The following is an 18875-nucleotide window of genomic DNA, read 5'->3' as shown; positions in this document are numbered from 1 at the left end:
GCTCTTTGTCACTCAATGCAAAAGACTACCTCACGCCGAAGTAGTCTTACTCCCCATCGTTAATACTAAAATTCCCCCTAAAATGAGTCCAACACCTACCCAAGATGTCCACGATAAGTATTCACCTAAGAAAAATACACCGAGCAGTGCGGCTGTTAATGGCTCTGCTAAACTGAGCGTCACCGCGGCAGAGGAACTGACTAAACGAAGCCCAGCTAAAAAGAGCAAATAGGCTACACTCGTCGTCATAATGCCCATATACAACATCGGGACAAAGTTTTGCATATTGCCGATCCATGCCACCCCATCCATTAGCGCGACGGGGGCTAAAAATAACGCGCATAATGAAAAGGTCATCGCCACGGCCGGTAATGTTTCCGCGCTTTTTGTGAGCTGCTTACTCACATTTGTATAAAGGGCAAACATTAACCCTCCACCTAGCGCAAGTAGGACGCCCACTACATCGACGACCGCTTCCCCGCGATTCACGAAAAGCAATATACAGCCCGTAATCGCAAAGCTTGTCGCCATTGCCCAAATACGGGACGGCTTCGTTTTCCAAAGCATCCATTCCAGTATGCCTGAAAATACAGGGGCACTTCCAATTGTGACGACCGTACCAATCGCTACACCTGTAAAGCGAATCGATGAGAAAAATAAACATTGGAACAACGCAATCGCGACCGCTGCGGCTATGTTCCATTTCCATGGCCATGTACGCCAATTCATTTTCCGCATAAGCAATACAACGATCAGTAGTGCGCCACCGCCAATTCCTGAACGTACACAAGCTACAGCAAATGGCGAAATTCCATCTTGCAAAAATGTTTGTGTTGTCCCTGTTGTCCCCCAAAGCATCGCTGCCAGTAACACCGCTATGTATGGTAAAGCTTGCATGATTCAATCCCCTCCTCCTTAACTACAACCATTATAGTGGAAATAGCTAGTTTTTGAGAGTGTGTTACTTCATTTATCCGCGACTTTGAGTAGAATATACGCGAGTTCGGCTGAAATATACGCGACTTTCAGGAACAAAACAACAAAAAAGAAGCCTGTCTCCCAGACAGACTTCTTCGGTTAAACATGTCATCACCACAAGCATCCTTATTTCGCATTAGTTGGCATGATGATTGTAAAGGTACTTCCCTCACCAAGTACACTCTCTACCCGAATTGTCCCATTATGCAAGGAGATAATTTGCTTCACAATTGCTAAGCCAAGACCTGTCCCATCTTTTTTTCGCGCTTCATCCACACGATAAAAGCGTTCAAATACTTGCTCACAAGCCTCTGCCGTCATTCCAACCCCTGTGTCTTTAAATACAACCTCTAGCATCGCCCCGACACGACGACATGAGATGAATATAGTGCCCCCTGCATCCGTATATTTAATCGCATTGGACAATAAATTATCCCAGACATTCACCAGTAGTTCCTCATCAACAATCGCTGTTGTTTCTTCGAGCTTATATGATAACTCCATTTCTTGTTCATTGAGACGCCACTGATACTTACGAAGTACTTCTCTTAACTGCTCATCTATTCGTACTTCTTTCGTTTTTAATGGATAAGCCACTTGGTCAAGCGACGTTAAAAGCAGCAACTGCTTCGTTAAATTAGAGAGATGCTTCGATTCACGGTCAATGATTGCCGAATATTCCATTCGTTCCACATCCGATACCTTCTCATCCTGCAATAAATCGGCATAGCCTTGAATGTTCATAAGTGGGGATTGGAAATCGTGTGACACATTACTAATAAACGCCTTCCTCGCCTCGTCATTATCGGCTAGCTGTCGTTGCATCGAATGAAAGCTTTCCGCCAGTTGCCCAAGCTCATCCTTCCGCGTAATATCTAGTGCATAATCAAAATCCTCATTGGATACCGCCTTCGTTGCCTCTGTTAATTGTGTGATCGGGCGAATTAATTGGCGTGTCATCCATACGACCCCCATTATACTAACAACCGCAATCGTAAATACAAAGCCTACTAGAACCATATGAAAATCCGAAAATAACGTTTTATTATCTTGACGTAAAAAGAGACCGTATTTTTCACCATTCATCTCAAACGGAATCCCTACCGTATTATGCAATTTATTTGAAAAATGAGCCATCATCGAAAACCGACTTTTAAAATCTTGCATACCCTGATAAATTTCCCCATCAAAAACAGTTGTTAATGCTTCTTCAGGCATTTCTTGGTCACTAAAAGAGGCGCCATAATATTGATACTGACCACCTTCACTAATGATCACAAGCTGATACCCTAGTAGCCCAACAGATGTTAAGTACTCATCCATTGAGTGGTGGGATTCATGCATATACAATAAAATACGTGTCACTTCTTCTGCTGTTTCAACTTGCTGTGCATCGATTTTTTCTTTTGTAAACGTGTAATACACCATATTCGCAAGGATAAAGCCAATCCCGATACTGCATAGTAAAATCAACACCGTCGCTAAGATGAATTGATTGTACAATGATTTCATGCTATTACCTCTACCCTGTAGCCCACACCACGCACCGTTTGAATTTCGACGGACGCCTCATGTCGTTTAAGGCGCTCACGGATACGATTAATATGCGTATTTAACGTCAGCTCACTGCCTTCATAATTGGCACCCCATGTTTGCTCAATAAGTACAGCACGCTGCGTCACCTTCCCAACACGTGACGTTAGCATACTAAGCAATTCAAATTCCTTCATGGGTAGCATAATCGTTTCCTGGTTAATGATCACCTCAAAATTTTTTCGGTCGATTTTTATATTGCCCACCTCGATCATTGCTTCCAGTGAACGCTCAAAACGACGCATTACAACGGCTACGCGAAATAGCAGTTCTTTCGGTTCAAATGGTTTCACAATATAATCCTCAGATCCTGCAATAAACCCTTGTTCTTTGTCTTCTAACTGCCCTTTTGCTGTCAATAGAATAACCGGAATCTCTAGCTCCTTTGTTAATATTTTCGTTAACTCAAAGCCATTCATGCCCGGCATCATCACATCAACAATCGCCAGATCCACCTCGATCTCTTCAAGCAATTTCAGTGCCTGTTGTGCATCACTTGCCCGCTCCACCTGATAGCCCTCTCGTGTTAAATGAATGGACACGAGCTGTAAAATATCCACATCATCATCAACCACTAAAATTCGCATACAATCCCTCCACCTCTTAAAGTATGAGAGGTTTACTTATCTTTTTCAAAAAATAAGATTAAAGATGGTAATAACATACCCCGAACTAAAAATGTATCAATTAAAATGCCTACTGCCACCATAAAGCCAAAAATAAATAAATCGGCAATTGGCATCGTTGTTAGTGCCGCAAATGTCGCTGCTAAAATCACACCGGCGGATGAAATCACGCCACCTGTATTACGAATGGCAACTTCGAGTGCATCCTTCACCTTCATCTGCTTCCGTTCTTCTAAGAAACGTGATACTAAAATAATATTGTAATCAATACCAAGCGCGACTAAGAAAATAAATGCATACACAGGTACACGGGTACTAATCGCATCATAACCAAATAATACATCAACTAAGAAAATCCCTAATCCTAATGCAGATACGTACGAAATTAAAATCGTTGCCATCATATAAATTGGCATCTTCCATGAGTGAGTTAAAGCAAATAATAAAGCTAAAATCAGTATCGTTTCAAGCAATACAATTTTAATAATATCGCTGTTATTTACCTCTCGCTCATCTACTAATTTCATCGTTATCCCGCTATAGTAAACGTCAGCTTCTACATCTATTTCATCCATCATCGTTACCGTATTTGCACGTAGCTCCTGCATAAAGTCAATTGCTTCTATTGAATAAGGATTTAATGCTAGCGCAACACTAAATTTTGCGGCTGTTTCATCTGCTGTTGTAGCAGATAGGCGCACGGAACTAATGTCTTCATAGCTTGTAAGTTGCTCTGTAAATGCCACGATATCTGCTTCTGTTAATACTTTCTCACTTTCCAGGATAATTGTAGTTGGCGCTAGCTCCCCTTTATCAAACTTTGATTCTACAATCTCATATCCTATACGGGAAGGTAACTCTTCCGGGAATTTTTTCACTGTATCGAACTCATAATCTAAATTAAATACATTGAACGCCGTAATGAACAGAAAGATCGCTACAATCCCACCTGAAAGCCCTGGTTTATTGACAACAAACTTAGCAATCGGCCCCCATAAACCATGCTTCACTTCTTTATATTCACCATATTTCGGCACTTTTGGCCAAAACGCTTTTCGACCAAATAACGTAAATAGCGCAGGTACTAATGTGACAGAAGCTAAAATAATGATAAACATTGCCATCCCAAAAATCGGAGCGAAGTTTTGGTAATCACGGAAATCCGCGAAAAATAATACAAGCATCGCAGCTAAAACCGTACCACCTGCAAATATAACAGGTTCCCCTGTTGCACGCATCGCATGCTTCATCGCTTCATACTTATCTTCATAATGATTTAGCTCTTCTCGGTACCGCGAGAATACAAATAATGAATAATCGATTACCGCCGCAAAAAGTAAAATGCTCATAATCGATGTCGTCGAATTATTAATTTCTAGCCCACCAGCACCCATTAGTGCAATAATTTGATTGACTACTTGGTACACAACAACTGTCGCAAATAATGGAATAAATGCTAGTAATGGTGATCGATAAATTACAATTAGTAGTACTAAAATAATGATGATTGTCGCAAATAGTAATTTGAAGTCTGCTGCTTCAAATAGTTTGATTGTATCACCAGCAATCCCAGCTGGACCTGTAATATAGAAATCTGTCTGCAAATCTTTCGCAACGTCATTTCCAGTAGCAGAAGCGTGATCGTTAATTTCAGCATAATCTGCATTGCCAAGACCTGCCTCTAAATTCATCGGTACAATCATGGTCGATTTGTCTTCTGACGTAAAACCTGCTAATGCTTGTGGGGGCAATGTAGAAATATCAATGATGGTATCTACACCTTCAATATTTTCCGCAAGTATCGCATTCAAAATCTGGTTCACTTCATTTACATTCACTTCACCGTTTTCATTATGAAAGACAAGTATCCCTGGTGTCCCTTGATCATTTGGGAACAATTCCTCTGATTTTTGCTCAGCGATAATCGCTTCCGCCTCGTCCGGAAGTGATTGAAAGTTTGATACTTTATAGTCGACTAGCTTCGGGCCTGCACTTAGCCCTACCATTAATACTAACCAGACGATAACGGTCGTCCACATTCCACGTTTTGTAGAAACCCAGTCTGTAATAGGATGTAACAGTTTATTCACTTCATTTCCTCCTCTATCGAAAATATTACGTTTTACATCATAGCGGACGAATATAAATTCAATATAAACTAGCCATGGTATAATCAAATTAAAAACGGAGGTCATGAATATGTATAAAACAATCGAGGAAACCGCCAAAGATATTGGTATGCCCGAGCATCAAATCTTACAATACATTTACAATGGCCGCATTAAAGCCGTACATGACGGCCAGCAGTTTTTAGTGAACAGCCGTCAATTTGACACATACCACGAGCAGCTTGAACGGATTAAACAAGAAATTGAAATTTGGCGTAACACACCGATTCCAGAAGATATTGATGTGAAAGATGAAGATTAACTAGGCATATACGTAAAAAAGTACTACAGCTATTTGAAATCTGTAGTACTTGTACAATGTCATTCATTTAAGATAGACGGGGTATTTTTATTTTGTGGCTTGTCTTTGTTTTCATTATCATTCTGTTTTTTCGCTTGATTATTTTGTCCAATGACACCTAAATCATCCGCACTAATATCAAAACCGTACCCGTATTCTTCACGATCCAATCCATTTTTCTTCTTTTTTTCTTTTGCCAAAAGGCTCACCTCCATCTATTAAAGTGTCCTGTTTGGCTTTTTTTATGCCCATTCCTTACTTTTTACAAAATCACACGAGTTAGTGTTTTGTTAAACTTATACTTTTCACGAAAAAAAACGCCTTCCTACATAGGAAGGCGCTGTAAGTTAAATGGACACAACAAATCCAGCACGTTTACCGATGATTTCAGCATAATCTTCTACCATAACGGAAGCTGTTGGATACATTCCTGCACCTGGACCTGTTACCGTTAACGTCCCGATATAATTTGTCTCCATCGAAACGGCATTGAATACATCATCAATTGGGAATAATGGGTGTTCGGCATTTACTAGCATCGGTGCTACTTTTCCAATAATTTGACCGTTTGCATTTTTCTCAACCTCTGCCACATGGCGATAACGTAAGCCTTTTTCATTTGCGGCTTTAATATCATCCAGTGTTAATGTATCAATCCCGATGACTTCTACTTCTGACCAAGCGGGCTGTTCTCCAAATGCAAGGTCGGATAAGATCATTAATTTTTTAAATGCATCCTGACCTGATACATCATTAAATGGATCTGCTTCTGCATAGCCTAGACGTTGTGCTTCTGCTAATGCTTGATCGTAGCTCCAACCTTCTTGACGCATTTTTGTTAGCATATAGTTCGTCGTCCCATTTAAAATGCCTTGAATACGGCTTACATCGTTCACTAGTAAAATATTTTTCATTGTTTTAATAATAGGTACGCCACCTGCAACCGTTGCCTCATAGCCTACGAATACACCGTTCTTTTTCGCTAGCTCTTGTAGCTCTATACCACGCTTGGCAAACATCACTTTATTTGCCGTAATGACATGGCATTTATGTTCAATCGCACGTTGTAAATAAGAAAATGCAGGTTCTTCGTTCACGATTGCCTCGAATACAACTTGCATCCCTTTTTCTGCGAATACCTCATCAATATTATCTGTTAATAAATGCTTCGTTCCTGGTACACGCTCTCTTGACGTATCACGAACTACAATTTTCGCTACTTCTAGCTCTACGCCTAGCTTTTCACGTAGTTCTTCACGCTTTTCATTTAAAATATGATAAATCCCCTGACCTACTGTGCCAAAACCTAAGATGGCCGCCTTGATTACTGCCATGAATGTCTCCTCCAAAATCTATATAAACAAATTATTCTAAAAATTTAACATAGAAAAATTTTATCCTATATTATATATGAAAACAAGAAAAATCTTCTCTAGATGAACAATTGTTTTTTTAAAATGTACACAAACCCCATTACATTGTCGTAAACCTTTCAAAATTCCGACACATTTAGAGTTTCTTCTATATATAAACAGAAAAAGCATCCTAGATTTTCCGGATGCTTTCCTTAAAGCTTTGAAAAGTAAGGGGACTTTTCAAAAGCATATATTTTATAAACTAAACGGCAACATCTGCATAAGAATGGCGGTAACGATCGAGTACTTTCTTTACGATGATTTCTTCCTTTTTCGTAAAGGGTGGTACCCCGTATGTACGATGGACAAGCTGGAATTCACCAAACTTTAAAAACCATTCCTTCGCTGGCAAGCTAATATGATTTGTTCCGTACTCCTCGTATGCATCGTACACTTCCTTTACGATGTAGCCCGTTGTTTCAAGGTCGTGTGTGGCTTCTGAAAATGCGCTATGTCCGAATGCTTTTTTCCACATCGCATCGACACGCCCTAATAAATATTGGATTGAAATTTGATTTACGAAAGCATGTACTTCATTTAATTCGTATACAAAATATGCTGCGACGTTTTGCGCACTGTAGACATTGCCCATTTTCAACACTCCTTTTCCTACAATTTCAGTTGGTTTTATCTTTAATCTTATATTAATGCACTAAATCCCAATTGTCAACAATGTTTATAAAGTTACTAGGTTTTAATTTTGAAAGTAAAGGTGGCTTCCTCGTGAAATGATACGAGTGTCACCACCACCCTTTGCCAAATGAGGCGATTTATTTACAACTAATGGCTATATTTTAAACTTGTGCACCTGCTTGAGCTTGTGATTTTGCTAAAGCTTGGTCTAAGTCAGCAATGATATCTTCTACATTTTCTAAGCCGATCGAAAGACGGATGAGCCCTTCTGATACACCAGCTACTTGTAATTGCTCTGCTGATAATTGTTGATGTGTAGTGGACGCTGGGTGAATCACTAATGAACGCGCATCTCCAACGTTTGCTACATGCGATAGTAGTTCTACACTATCGATGAACTCACGACCTGCATCACGACCGCCTTTTAATTCAAATGTGAGCATCGAGCCGTAACCATGTTTTAAGTATTTCTTCGCCGCATCATGTGATGGGAAATCTTCAAATCCTGGGTAATTTACCTTTTCCACGAATGGGTGGTTTTTTAAGTACTCCCCTACTTTTGTTGCATTTTCATTGTGGCGAGCCACACGCAAATGAAGCGTTTCTAGCCCTTGAATGAAGTTAAAGGCAGCGTCTGCTGATAATGTCGGTCCGAAATCACGTAATAATTGCACACGTAATTTTGTTGCGAATGCTGCATTTGGTACATCAATACCATAGCGTAAGCCGTGGTAGCTTGTGTCCGGCTCTGTAAATCCTGGGAAGCGACCTTGCGTCCAGTCAAATTTCCCTGCATCTACTACTACGCCACCAATTGTCGTACCGTGACCGCCAATCCACTTTGTTGCGGAATGCACCACAACATCGGCACCGAAGTCAATCGGATTTGAACCATATGGCGATGGGAATGTATTATCAATAATTAATGGTAAGCCATACTCATGTGCAATATTTGCTACTGCTTCGATATCTAAAATATTTAAAGACGGATTCCCTACTGTTTCTGCATATAATGCTTTTGTATTTTCATTAATAGCTTTACGGAAGTTTTCTGGATCACTTTCGTCTACAAATGTCGTTGTAATGCCGTAACGAGGCAGTGTGTTCGCAAATAAATTGTATGTGCCACCGTAAAGAGAACCTGCTGCTACAATGTTATCTCCTGTACCTGCAATATTTAAAATAGAGAATGCAATCGCAGCGGAACCAGATGAAAGCCCTACTGCAGCCGTCCCTTTTTCAATTAAAGCAATTCGTTCTTCAAATACGCCAACTGTTGGGTTCATAATACGTGAATAAATGTTTCCTGCCTCTTCTAAAGCGAAAAGACGTTGCGCATGAGCAGTGTCTTTAAAGGCATATGCCGTTGTGCGGTAAATAGGTACAGCGATTGCGCCTGTTACAGGATCCGGCTTTTGACCGCCGTGTAATAATAACGTTTCTGGTTTTTGTGACATGAGTAAATTCCTCCTAAAGTATAATCGATGGATAATCGGTTGAGGAGGATTTCGAAAACGTAACCCCTCTTAATTTGGAAGTTGCTTTTTATACAAATGAGTACAAAAAGCCCTCTTCTCAAAATAAGAAGAGGGCTGCGAATGAGCAAGTTTTCCTCCCCTTATCTTTCAGATCCCGATTCGAATCTGTAGGAATTAGCACCTTAGTAAGTTGTTACTGGTTGCTGGGCATCACAGGGCCTAGTCCCTCCGCCTCTCTAGATAAGAGTATATGATTCATGTTCCATCTGTTGTTTCACAGTATAAAACAATTAAATCCGATTCGTCAACTATTAATTTAAAATTTTCTGAAATCACAGTTTTATAATCTCCTACAAAACTATTAATTAACTCTAAATGAGTAAAAGTACACCCTAAAAATACCAGTTAAATAGTAAAAGGCATGTATCGTAGCCTCCGCGCTTTGCCACAGCCTACACCGGAGCTAAAACAGGCGCGGCCTGTTTGGATCTCCTGTTCCGACTCCTGTGGCTATGGCGCGCTACGGCAAAGGTAAATACTTCTCGAGATGTTAGAAAAATATTTCTCTTCTCTAAAAGAAATCATTTTCTTTCTATTTGCAAGTATAATTTCCTAGCCTCTTCCGTAATGAATGAGAATCTTCCTTTTTTCAGCAACCAATTATTGTATTCCAGGTGTGTTGATTATTAAAATATTTCCTGTATAGCAGCGTGTTTTTTAGCAAAAACGTGATCAAAAATGACTTGCCCGTTGATTGAAGCGGAATCGGCGAGACTCCTACGGGAATAGCAATGTTTTTCTGCAACGAAAGCATAGCGACAGTTGCATGAGCTGAAGACCCCGCAGGAGTGAGGTACGAGCGACGAGGAGGCTGAAGCCATGCCCGTGGAAAGCGAGCCGAATGGAGCGGAAAGCAACGGTTACTCACCTGGTAATATATGTTTGGATATTTACTCGTTATAATAATTAACTAAATTTTAACAGTATATTCATATAGAAAAGTTATAATCAAAATAACGATTAGGAATGTATAGACATTGTAAAATCAGCATTAAAATGATTCCTAAAGAAGTTAAATACATTTCTAATATAATACTTAACAGCCTGATGTCAGTTGTTAAGTATTATAAACATCTATTAAAGGGAGTGTGGCATGATGGGAAAATTACAAGCTTCAAAATCAACACCTTCTGTACAAACCGTGGTCATAGAACCGAAAGAAACAAACAAACGCAATTTAAAACCACTCTGGATTGGACTTGCATTCGCAACACTAATTATTATTACGTTGTTGCCGAACAACGGTGATTTACCTGTCGCAGGGCAACGTGGTCTTGCCATTTTAGCATTCGCCGTTATTTTATGGGTAACAGAGGCCGTTTCTTACCCGGTCAGCTCTGCCATGATTATTGGGTTAATCGCCATTTTACTTGGCTTTGCTCCGTCCATCGCAGACCCAACTGTAGTATTAGGGACAAAAGATGCTTTAAAGCTCGCACTTGGTGGCTTTAGTAGCTCCGCTGTAGCGCTTGTTGCAGCCGCACTATTTTTAGCTGCTGCTATGCAGGCAACAAACTTACATAAACGGTTAGCTTTATGGGTTTTATCTCTTCTTGGAACAAAAACAAAAGCCATTGTTTTTGGGGCTATTTTAGTATCCATTATTTTGGCCTTCTTCGTACCAAGTGCCACTGCTCGTGCAGGCGCTGTTGTCCCCATTTTACTCGGCATGGTGGCAGCATTTGGCCTTGAGAAAAACTCACGACTTGGAGCATTACTCGTGATTACGGCCGTACAATCCGTTTCGATTTGGAATATCGGGATTAAAACCGGTGCTGCTCAAAATATGGTTGCAATCGGCTTTATCCAAGACCAATTAGGCATTGATATTTCATGGGGCGCTTGGTTCTTATATGCTGCACCCTTCTCTATCTTAATGTCTATTGCCCTATTCTTCATTATGAATATGTTAATTAAGCCAGAGACGGATCAGATTGATGGCGGGAAAGAAGTTATAAAAAAACAGTTAGCAGACCTTGGCCCGTTAAAAGGAGAAGAGATTCGCTTAATCATAATCTCTATAGCACTATTATTTTTATGGGCGACGGAAGGTATCGTCCATCCGTTCGATACAACGACTGTCACAATTGTAGCCATCGCGATGTTATTAGCACCGAAAATTGGGGTATACACTTGGGAGCAAGTTGAAAAACTCATTCCGTGGGGAACAATTATTGTATTCGCTGTAGGGATTGCACTTGGTACTGTATTATTAAATACACAAGGCGCACAATGGTTATCTGATGCGGTCTTTGGTTCACTCGGGCTTAATTCGATGCCTATTTTAGCCACAATTGCGCTAGTAACCGCCTTTAATATTCTAATCCACCTTGGTTTTGCGAGTGCCACAAGCTTAGCATCCGCACTCATTCCAGTATTTATTGCTTTAGCAACAACCATTACATTAGATATAGACCAAGTTGGGTTCGTATTAATACAACAATTCGTCATTAGCTTCGGCTTCTTATTACCAATTAGTGCACCACAAAACATGTTAGCTTATGGTACTGGAGCATTTACAACAAAAGATTTCCTAAAATCCGGTATTCCTTTAACGATCTTCGGCTACTTACTTGTCCTACTATTTAGTGCGACTTATTGGAAATGGATTGGCTTACTGTAATAAAATATTATAAGATGGGCTTAATGGGTTTCCTTTAAGCCCTATTTTTTTACATAAGGGGGAGTTTCCGATGAATTCAACACAAACACTTTTACGTAGCCATTCCTCTGTACGCAAATATACAGGCGAAGAAATTTCACGTGAAAAAGTCATTGAATTAATTGAAACAGCACAAATGGCAGCAAGTTCGCATTTTGTACAAGCATATAGCGTAATTTGGGTAACGGATGAAGAGAAAAAACAAAAGCTTGGGGAGCTATCAAAAAATGACTTCCAATTCAAAACAGCAGGCGCTTCATTTTTATTCTGTGTCGATTTTAAACGCCTTCAAGTAGCAGGCCAAAAACATGGGGTGGAGATCGTAGCAGACTCCGCAGAAAATCTATTAGTTGGTGTTGCAGACGTTTCGTTATTTGCCCAAAACTTTGTTGTAGCTGCCGAATCTGAAGGTTACGGTATTTGCTATATTGGCGGTGCACGTACAAACCCGGCTGAAATTAGTGCGCTATTTGACCTACCAGAGTATGTCTTCCCATTATTTGCGATGACGATTGGTGAACCGACAAAACGCAATGAAACAAAACCACGTTTACCAGTTGCCGCTGTGCTTCACGAAAATAGCTATAACACAGCACAATACGATACGTTACTAGATGAGTATGATGCCACAATGGAAGCTTACTACGCCTCTCGCTCTTCCAATCAAAAAATGGCTAACTGGACAAAACAAATGGCCGATTTCTTAATCGATCAAAAACGTCCACACATGAAAGAATTTTTAGCATCTAAAGGCTTTACATGGCAATAATATAAACATCTACAGAGTTAACAGAGACTGAAGTCCCGTTAACTCTGTTTTTTTGCAGTTCATTTCTATTAGTTGTTTTGATAAAATAGTAATATGTTACTTTTTAAGTAGAAAGGACTTTTCTTATGTATACAAATAAACATGCTGCTAAATCTTTGGAGAAGCAACATTTACGTGGTGTACGTAAATACTATTTATGTATCACGGATATTAATATAGCACTGTCAAAAGTACATCAAGCGATTATGCCACAGATTGATTTAGAACAATACAAATTCGCAACCGAATATATTCATCAATATATTTCTCATACATCTGTATGGAATCTAAAGTTTGTTGTTAATTTGGAGAGCCCTGAAGTCGCTTTACTGCAAATCTTCCACCTACACTACATTTTTGAACAAGAGCCTGTAGAAAAGTTTGCGAATGAACGTGCGATTTTAAAAGAGCAGGAAGAAGCGTTTTTAGCGTTAAAACCATTTAAAGAAGATCATATTGAACGTCGTCGACAAGCAATGTTAGATGATATTATTAAACAATTGTCTGCGAATATGAAAGAATAGCATGACTTTAGCAAGGGGAAGAAATTTAGTTTTCGATCATTGATAGCGAAAACCTCATTCTTTTGTCCATTGTTCCCTATCTCCACTTTGCTACAATAGTAACTATAGAAAGTGAGGGAATATTTATGGTTTGGACGACATCTAAAACTCGCTCACCACAAGGCGCAAGATCCTTACTGAAAGTGATGGTAGAAATTAATACAGAGCTTGCCCGATTACATAAAATCATCGCTCAACAAATTAGCCTAAACCAATATATACACGCAACGAATTATGCTGAGCAGTATATTTCGTATACATCGCTATGGAATATTAAGTTTTCCTATAATTTCGAAAGCCCTGAAGTGGCACTCATTCAGCTCATTCATTTAGAATACATTTTCGAACAAGAGTCCTCGTCTTCATTTATAAAGGAGCGACAAATTTTTTCAAATATGCAGCAACTGTTCAACGAATACAAACCGTATTCCGATGAGATGGTCAACAAGCGCCAAGCACAAATGTATGCATATATCGAAATGAAAGATGAGCAATAATCATATACGTAAAGCATAAAGGCGCGGGAAATTTCCCCACGCCTTTATGTTTTATTGTCCCGGTAAATCATCAATCATCATTGTTTTTACTGGTAGGAATTGCTCACCTGTTGCATAGTAGACCATTTTCACTGTATCGCCTGGCTCGATATAAATCGCAAATGGTACTGCTTCTGTGCTGACAACGAAGTTTTCACCTGTTGTCAGTAAGAATGTTACCAGTGTGAAATCTTCTACTCGCTCTTTATATACACGACTCACTTGCCCTGTCTTCGTCGCCTCTTCTGCATTAGACGAGCCATCGACCGTACTACCTCCACGTGACAATGCTGTTTTATACAGCTTTAATGCTTCATTTGGTGTGGAAGCATACGCTGAAATTTCAGGATTTGCGGCTGACACGATGAAGTAGTTTTGGAGGAAACCATTCGAATCAAGCACAGCGGATAGCCAGCTTGCCTCACCGTAAAAATTGTATAAAATCGGCATTTCACCTTGCCACTCTTTTTCAATAAATTTTTTCTCAATAATATCTAGAGCACCTTGTGAATCCATATACGATTCCTTCAGATTTCCTGTATAGTACGTCGCTTCGCCTGTTCGTGCATTCGTCAATGAATACCCAAGCATCGAATCTACGCCCTCTTTCGGACTTGTAAAATCGGTAAAGTAATACATCACACCCTCCTCGCTAAAGATGGGTGACACATTTGCTTCCGTTCCTTCATCCGACGGTAACTTCACGTCTTTTTTACCAAAAACACTATTCCAGAAACCATGTGCATAATTTCCGTAGTAGCTATTTTGTAAGCTAACCGTTTCAGGTGAAATCGCGCCATCGATAAAGGCTGGTACATCTGCTAATGCGATTTTTTCCATATCACCTGTTGCTGCATCGACCATGACAATCCCTTTTACATCAAAGCCATTCCGCGCAGAAATAAATTCGCCGTATGAACGGATATAATAAGGCTTGCCTTCATCATCCACTTCAAGCTGTGGCTCCCCGTAGAAAATCAACGTCGGGTAGGATAGACGCATATGGCGCTCTAAATTTTTATTTAAATACGCAGATGGTACATACGTCATTTCATGTTCGATGAATTTCGGATTTTCACTTGAATCTGTTGCACTCATCGTAAAATATCCTGGCGTCGTTTTGCCATTGAACCACTTAAAGAATCCTGAAAACTCAACTGGCGCAATATAGACATACTCCCCGTTTACCTGTTGAATTTGTAAATTTCCTAACTCGTAAAAGCTTGTATTTGGCACTTGCCCAAATGCTTTTTTCATTTTATTCTCCACAAATTGCGGTGGTACACTGGCTGGCTTCTTTGTCTCATCAAACGGTTTAATTTCCACATCCTCTACCATTTCAGCAGAATTGTATTTATCATCCGCATTAAACAACGGTGCACTTAAAAAATACACAACAGCAACGATGCTGAAAAACACAATGACAGACTTCAATTTTTGTTCCAACCCTACCGAGAAAATCGCCCCACCTAATGCAACGGCTGGTAATACATATAAGAAAATCGTCCACTGTAAGTCAATTTTAGATACATAAACCATGAAAAATGTCGAAATAAAACTAAGTGTAAATACAGCAATGGCCAATATCCCTTGCTGTTTGGATGTAAGCTCTGATTTTGGTATTTTCCGCGTCAACGGTACGAGTAAAATAGTAATCACAACCGAGAAAATCGCGGAAATAATGACTAGTTGTCCCATCTGAATCACCCTTTCTTCCTGTCTCTAATACGGTCTAATCAATAAAAAAGTTTCATATTTTTTACTATAATAATAACAATCTATGTTTAAAGGGGGTTTTCACATGAGAACGTTTCTACTGATAGCCGCAGTTATTTTTGGCTTTTATTATGTATTTTTATTTGATACAATCCCGAGCGATTTCAAAATGGTGTTTAAATTGATTCCGATGGTATTAATTATTACCTTTGCATTTCTCACACGCCATGCCGAGCGAAAATATTACACGCTCATTGGCATCGGGTTAATTTTTTGTGCCATTGGTGATTATACATTACAGTGGTTTATCGTTGGATTAATTAGCTTTTTAATTGGACATATTTTTTATATCGCTGCCTTTTCTAGTGGCCAAAAACGGGTACCAACAGCTGTCAAAACGGGACTGCTCCTATACGGTGGGGCAATGGCTATTTGGATGTGTAGCACACTCTTCCAAAAGGGAGAAATTGTACTAACCATTGCGGTATTCGCTTATATTAGCGTCATTTTAACAATGGGCTGGACATCATTCCGTACAGGTTCTACTTTTGCCATCGTTGGTGCCCTGCTGTTTATTGCTTCTGACTCGATATTAGCGATTAATAAATTCATTGTCGCTGTACCGTTCTCGCATGAACTCATTATGTTCACATACTACGGTGCACAAATTTTCATTGCATTGAGCATTGCACAATATTCCGAAAATCGAAATAAAGTGATACACTAACTATACGATTTACTTTAGGAGGTACAATCCATGAAAGAAAAACTCATTGAACGCTTCATTCGCTACGCAAAAATTGATACACAATCGGACTTTACAAGTAACACCACCCCTTCTACGCAAAAGCAATTTGATTTATTGCATGTATTAAAAGATGAACTGGCTGACATCGGGCTAACAGATATCACATTAGATGAAAATGGCTATCTGTTTGCGACATTGCCAGCCAATACAGACAAAGACGTACCGACCATTGGATTTTTAGCGCATGTTGATACGACAACAGACTTCACAGGTACTAATGTGAATCCACAGCGCATCGACAATTATGACGGCCAAGATATTCCGTTAAATGATGAGGTAACGATGTCCGTAGCGTACTTCCCCAACCTAAAAAACTATGTCGGGCAAACATTAATTACAACAGATGGTACGACACTTCTTGGTGCAGATGATAAAGCCGGCATCGCTGAAATTATAACAGCCATGGAATATTTAGTAGAGCACCCTGAAATAAAACATGGCAAAATCCGTGTCGCATTTACACCGGATGAAGAAATTGGTCGCGGTCCACATAAATTTGATGTAGAAGCATTTAATGCCGACTTTGCTTACACAATGGATGGTGGCCCACTTGGTGAATTACAATACGAAAGCTTCAATGCTGCTGGCGTCAAAGTCACAACTTACGGCACAAGCGTCCACCCCGGTTCAGCTAAAAACAAAATGGTAAACGCGACGACAATGGCTATCAAGTTCCAAAATCATATGCCCGTCGATGAAGTGCCTGAAAAAACAGAGGGCTACGAGGGCTTTATTCATTTAATGAGCTTTACTGGACGCATCGAAAAAGCGGAAATGAGCTATATTATCCGTGACCATGACCGTGAAAAATTCGAAGTGAAAAAAGCACATATGTTAGATGTGGAAAAGTTAATAAAGGCTGAATATGGTGAACATGCCATTCAGGTAGAAATCGAAGACCAATACTATAATATGGGTGAAAAAATTGAGAAGGTAATGGAAATCGTTGATATCGCAAAAGAAGCAATGCATAAGCTAGATATTACACCGATTATCGAACCAATTCGCGGCGGTACAGATGGCTCTCAGTTATCATTTATGGGCTTACCAACACCTAATATTTTTGCTGGCGGCGAAAATATGCATGGTAAATTTGAATATGTATCCGCTGAAACAATGGAAAAAGCGACACAGGTGATTTTAGAAATTATCCAACTTTTCGAACAAAAATAGATTGAATTTCCACATAAAAAGTATATAATACTTTCTTAAGCGAAGTGTTCATCACTTCGCTTTTCTTTCTACCTTAAGTTAACTGAATTTTCAGGGAGAAGGTGTTGATCTTTATGAAGGAAATTATGATTGGCATACTTGCTGCTTTCTTTTTTGGCTTTACATTTATCTTCAATCACGCCATGGAATTAGAAGGCGGTAGTTGGCTATGGAGTGCCTCTCTTCGCTACTTTTTCATGTTACCCTTTTTAATTGCGATTGTTGCTATACGGGGTGGGTTTAAACCATTACGTACAGAAGTAAAAAGTGCTCCTAGCGCTTGGCTTATTTGGAGCTTTGTTGGCTTTGTTTTATTTTACGCGCCACTTACATTCGCAGCCGCTTTCGGTCCAGGTTGGCTTGTATCGGGTACATGGCAATTGACCATTGTCGCAGGTGTATTACTTGCACCGCTATTTTTAACAGATAACGGCATTCGCCATAAAATACCGCGCATCTCGCTTCTCATTTCAGGTGTTATTTTAATCGGAATTTTACTCATTCAAATTCCACAAGCTAATAGTACTTCCTTACAAACAGTGTTATTTGGCGTACTCCCTGTTGTTGTAGCGGCATTCGCTTATCCACTTGGCAATCGCAAAATGATGGATGTCTGTAGCGGTCGTCTCGATACATTTCAGCGTGTCCTTGGTATGACGATTGCATCGATGCCGGCTTGGATTGTCATGGCGATTTGGGCACTTGTAACGGTTGGTTACCCTTCAAGCTCACAAATGTTTCAAAGTTTACTAGTCGCATTGAGTTCAGGCGTCATCGCTACTACCCTATTCTTTATTGCCACAGACCGCGCACGCCATGATCAAGGAAAGCTCGCTGCCGTCGAAGCAACCCAATCAACCGAAGTATTATTTGTCATGGCTGGAGAAATGGTGTTATTACATGTTGCACTTCCTTCTTCCGTTGCACTTACTGGGGTGGGCATTATTATCGTCGGTATGCTACTACATAGCTACCATACGATGCTCGTTGCAAAGAAAATGCAGCTCGCAAATATACCCGTAAATGAAGAAAGTAGCTAACTCATAACGAACCAATTACCAAACATATATTACCATTTTAGTAACCGTTGCTTTCCGCTCCGGCACTCGCTTTCCACGGGCGAGATCAAGCCTCCTCGTCGCTCATGCTTCGGTGCTCCTGTCGCTACGCTTTCGTCGCAAATAAATTTCCTGCGGGGTCTTGATTGTCTCGCTTTTCCCGTAGGAAGCTTTGCACCTGCCGCTTCACTTCCGGTGCAGAAAAACATTGCTCTGTAGCGAAAGGCGAATGCCGTCAGCTACACTCTCGTGCCTGCGCT

The 18875-nt window shown here is 40.0% G+C and carries 17 protein-coding genes and 1 riboswitch; of the genes, 8 read left to right on the top strand and 9 right to left on the bottom strand.

Annotated elements, in window-relative coordinates:
* Positions 1-30 precede the first annotated feature (30 nt).
* The 4 genes from ACQQ2I_RS01740 to ACQQ2I_RS01725 form a co-directional block, all read right to left on the bottom strand.
* Positions 31-897: a DMT family transporter gene (locus tag ACQQ2I_RS01740; protein ID WP_431028837.1), complete on the bottom strand. Its 867-nt coding sequence runs from the start codon at positions 895-897 to the stop codon at positions 31-33.
* A gap of 207 nt (positions 898-1104) precedes the next feature.
* The gene (locus ACQQ2I_RS01735; RefSeq protein WP_431028836.1) at positions 1105-2490 is read right to left on the bottom strand and encodes an ATP-binding protein; all 1386 of its coding nucleotides are present in this window, start codon (positions 2488-2490) and stop codon (positions 1105-1107) included.
* Complete coding sequence (locus tag ACQQ2I_RS01730; protein ID WP_431028835.1) at positions 2487-3158, bottom strand: response regulator transcription factor; 672 nt, start codon at positions 3156-3158, stop codon at positions 2487-2489. The genes ACQQ2I_RS01735 and ACQQ2I_RS01730 overlap by 4 nt, the downstream gene beginning before the upstream one ends.
* Before the next feature lie 32 nt (positions 3159-3190).
* The gene (locus ACQQ2I_RS01725) at positions 3191-5287 is read right to left on the bottom strand and encodes an MMPL family transporter (protein WP_431028834.1); all 2097 of its coding nucleotides are present in this window, start codon (positions 5285-5287) and stop codon (positions 3191-3193) included.
* Between the two features lie 109 nt (positions 5288-5396).
* On the opposite strand from ACQQ2I_RS01725, the gene ACQQ2I_RS01720 reads away from it, so the two are divergent.
* Positions 5397-5627 carry a DNA-binding protein gene (locus ACQQ2I_RS01720; RefSeq protein WP_431028833.1) on the top strand — a complete coding sequence of 77 codons (231 nt, stop codon included), beginning with the start codon at positions 5397-5399 and terminating at the stop codon, positions 5625-5627.
* A gap of 59 nt (positions 5628-5686) precedes the next feature.
* On the opposite strand, the gene ACQQ2I_RS01715 is transcribed toward ACQQ2I_RS01720, so the two are convergent.
* From ACQQ2I_RS01715 to ACQQ2I_RS01700, 4 genes are all read right to left on the bottom strand, one after another.
* Positions 5687-5875 (bottom strand): hypothetical protein, encoded by a 189-nt coding sequence (locus ACQQ2I_RS01715; protein WP_431030427.1) that lies wholly within the window; start codon positions 5873-5875, stop codon positions 5687-5689.
* A 138-nt stretch (positions 5876-6013) separates the two neighbouring features.
* On the bottom strand, positions 6014-7000 hold the full coding sequence (locus ACQQ2I_RS01710; protein ID WP_431028832.1) for a homoserine dehydrogenase: 987 nt from the start codon (positions 6998-7000) through the stop codon (positions 6014-6016).
* Between the two features lie 283 nt (positions 7001-7283).
* Positions 7284-7673, bottom strand: coding sequence for a hypothetical protein (locus ACQQ2I_RS01705; protein WP_431028831.1), 390 nt, complete (start codon positions 7671-7673; stop codon positions 7284-7286).
* A 202-nt stretch (positions 7674-7875) separates the two neighbouring features.
* On the bottom strand, positions 7876-9171 hold the full coding sequence (locus ACQQ2I_RS01700) for an O-acetylhomoserine aminocarboxypropyltransferase/cysteine synthase family protein (RefSeq protein ID WP_431028830.1): 1296 nt from the start codon (positions 9169-9171) through the stop codon (positions 7876-7878).
* Positions 9172-9329: 158 nt separating this feature from the next.
* Positions 9330-9439, bottom strand: a riboswitch (SAM riboswitch).
* Positions 9440-10348: 909 nt separating this feature from the next.
* Between ACQQ2I_RS01700 and ACQQ2I_RS01695 the strand changes: the two genes are divergently transcribed.
* The 4 genes from ACQQ2I_RS01695 to ACQQ2I_RS01680 all read left to right on the top strand — a co-directional run bounded on the left by ACQQ2I_RS01695 (position 10349) and on the right by ACQQ2I_RS01680 (position 13782).
* Entirely contained in the window at positions 10349-11875 is a 1527-nt protein-coding gene (locus tag ACQQ2I_RS01695) for an SLC13 family permease (RefSeq protein ID WP_431030426.1), read from the top strand.
* Positions 11876-11945: 70 nt separating this feature from the next.
* A complete protein-coding gene (nfsA, locus tag ACQQ2I_RS01690; protein WP_431028829.1) occupies positions 11946-12683 on the top strand; it encodes an oxygen-insensitive NADPH nitroreductase in 738 nt (245 codons plus the stop codon).
* Between the two features lie 125 nt (positions 12684-12808).
* Complete coding sequence (locus ACQQ2I_RS01685) at positions 12809-13246, top strand: hypothetical protein (protein ID WP_431028828.1); 438 nt, start codon at positions 12809-12811, stop codon at positions 13244-13246.
* 125 nt (positions 13247-13371) lie between these two features.
* A complete protein-coding gene (locus ACQQ2I_RS01680; protein WP_431028827.1) occupies positions 13372-13782 on the top strand; it encodes a hypothetical protein in 411 nt (136 codons plus the stop codon).
* Positions 13783-13833: 51 nt separating this feature from the next.
* Here the strand turns inward: ACQQ2I_RS01680 and ACQQ2I_RS01675 are convergent, their stop codons facing one another.
* Positions 13834-15519, bottom strand: a complete 1686-nt coding sequence (locus ACQQ2I_RS01675) for a hypothetical protein (protein ID WP_431028826.1) — start codon at positions 15517-15519, stop codon at positions 13834-13836.
* A 103-nt stretch (positions 15520-15622) separates the two neighbouring features.
* Here ACQQ2I_RS01675 and ACQQ2I_RS01670 point away from each other — a divergent pair, with 103 nt between their 5' ends.
* The 3 genes from ACQQ2I_RS01670 (at position 15623) to ACQQ2I_RS01660 (ending at position 18597) form a co-directional block, all read left to right on the top strand.
* Positions 15623-16264: a lysoplasmalogenase gene (locus tag ACQQ2I_RS01670; RefSeq protein WP_431028824.1), complete on the top strand. Its 642-nt coding sequence runs from the start codon at positions 15623-15625 to the stop codon at positions 16262-16264.
* A gap of 30 nt (positions 16265-16294) precedes the next feature.
* Positions 16295-17518 (top strand): peptidase T, encoded by a 1224-nt coding sequence (pepT, locus tag ACQQ2I_RS01665; RefSeq protein WP_431028823.1) that lies wholly within the window; start codon positions 16295-16297, stop codon positions 17516-17518.
* A gap of 113 nt (positions 17519-17631) precedes the next feature.
* Positions 17632-18597, top strand: coding sequence for a DMT family transporter (locus ACQQ2I_RS01660; protein ID WP_431028822.1), 966 nt, complete (start codon positions 17632-17634; stop codon positions 18595-18597).
* Positions 18598-18875 lie beyond the last annotated feature (278 nt).

The organism is Lysinibacillus sp. LZ02, assembly GCF_050613145.1.
GTDB lineage: Bacteria > Bacillota > Bacilli > Bacillales_A > Planococcaceae > Lysinibacillus_B.
Note: the sequence above shows the minus strand (reverse complement) of the source record. Positions and strands in the feature narration are given on the sequence as shown.

Excerpts from the sequence above, each read along its gene's own strand:
- ACQQ2I_RS01730 (WP_431028835.1), bottom strand. The coding sequence starts at position 3,158 with ATGCGAATTTTAGTGGTTGATGATGATGTGGATATTTTACAGCTCGTG.
- ACQQ2I_RS01720 (WP_431028833.1), top strand. The coding sequence starts at position 5,397 with ATGTATAAAACAATCGAGGAAACCGCCAAAGATATTGGTATGCCCGAG.
- ACQQ2I_RS01735 (WP_431028836.1), bottom strand. The coding sequence starts at position 2,490 with ATGAAATCATTGTACAATCAATTCATCTTAGCGACGGTGTTGATTTTA.
- ACQQ2I_RS01685 (WP_431028828.1), top strand. The coding sequence starts at position 12,809 with ATGTATACAAATAAACATGCTGCTAAATCTTTGGAGAAGCAACATTTA.
- ACQQ2I_RS01705 (WP_431028831.1), bottom strand. The coding sequence starts at position 7,673 with ATGGGCAATGTCTACAGTGCGCAAAACGTCGCAGCATATTTTGTATAC.
- ACQQ2I_RS01670 (WP_431028824.1), top strand. The coding sequence starts at position 15,623 with ATGAGAACGTTTCTACTGATAGCCGCAGTTATTTTTGGCTTTTATTAT.
- ACQQ2I_RS01660 (WP_431028822.1), top strand. The coding sequence starts at position 17,632 with ATGAAGGAAATTATGATTGGCATACTTGCTGCTTTCTTTTTTGGCTTT.
- ACQQ2I_RS01675 (WP_431028826.1), bottom strand. The coding sequence starts at position 15,519 with ATGGGACAACTAGTCATTATTTCCGCGATTTTCTCGGTTGTGATTACT.
- ACQQ2I_RS01710 (WP_431028832.1), bottom strand. The coding sequence starts at position 7,000 with ATGGCAGTAATCAAGGCGGCCATCTTAGGTTTTGGCACAGTAGGTCAG.
- nfsA (WP_431028829.1), top strand. The coding sequence starts at position 11,946 with ATGAATTCAACACAAACACTTTTACGTAGCCATTCCTCTGTACGCAAA.
- ACQQ2I_RS01695 (WP_431030426.1), top strand. The coding sequence starts at position 10,349 with ATGGGAAAATTACAAGCTTCAAAATCAACACCTTCTGTACAAACCGTG.
- ACQQ2I_RS01700 (WP_431028830.1), bottom strand. The coding sequence starts at position 9,171 with ATGTCACAAAAACCAGAAACGTTATTATTACACGGCGGTCAAAAGCCG.
- pepT (WP_431028823.1), top strand. The coding sequence starts at position 16,295 with ATGAAAGAAAAACTCATTGAACGCTTCATTCGCTACGCAAAAATTGAT.
- ACQQ2I_RS01680 (WP_431028827.1), top strand. The coding sequence starts at position 13,372 with ATGGTTTGGACGACATCTAAAACTCGCTCACCACAAGGCGCAAGATCC.
- ACQQ2I_RS01740 (WP_431028837.1), bottom strand. The coding sequence starts at position 897 with ATGCAAGCTTTACCATACATAGCGGTGTTACTGGCAGCGATGCTTTGG.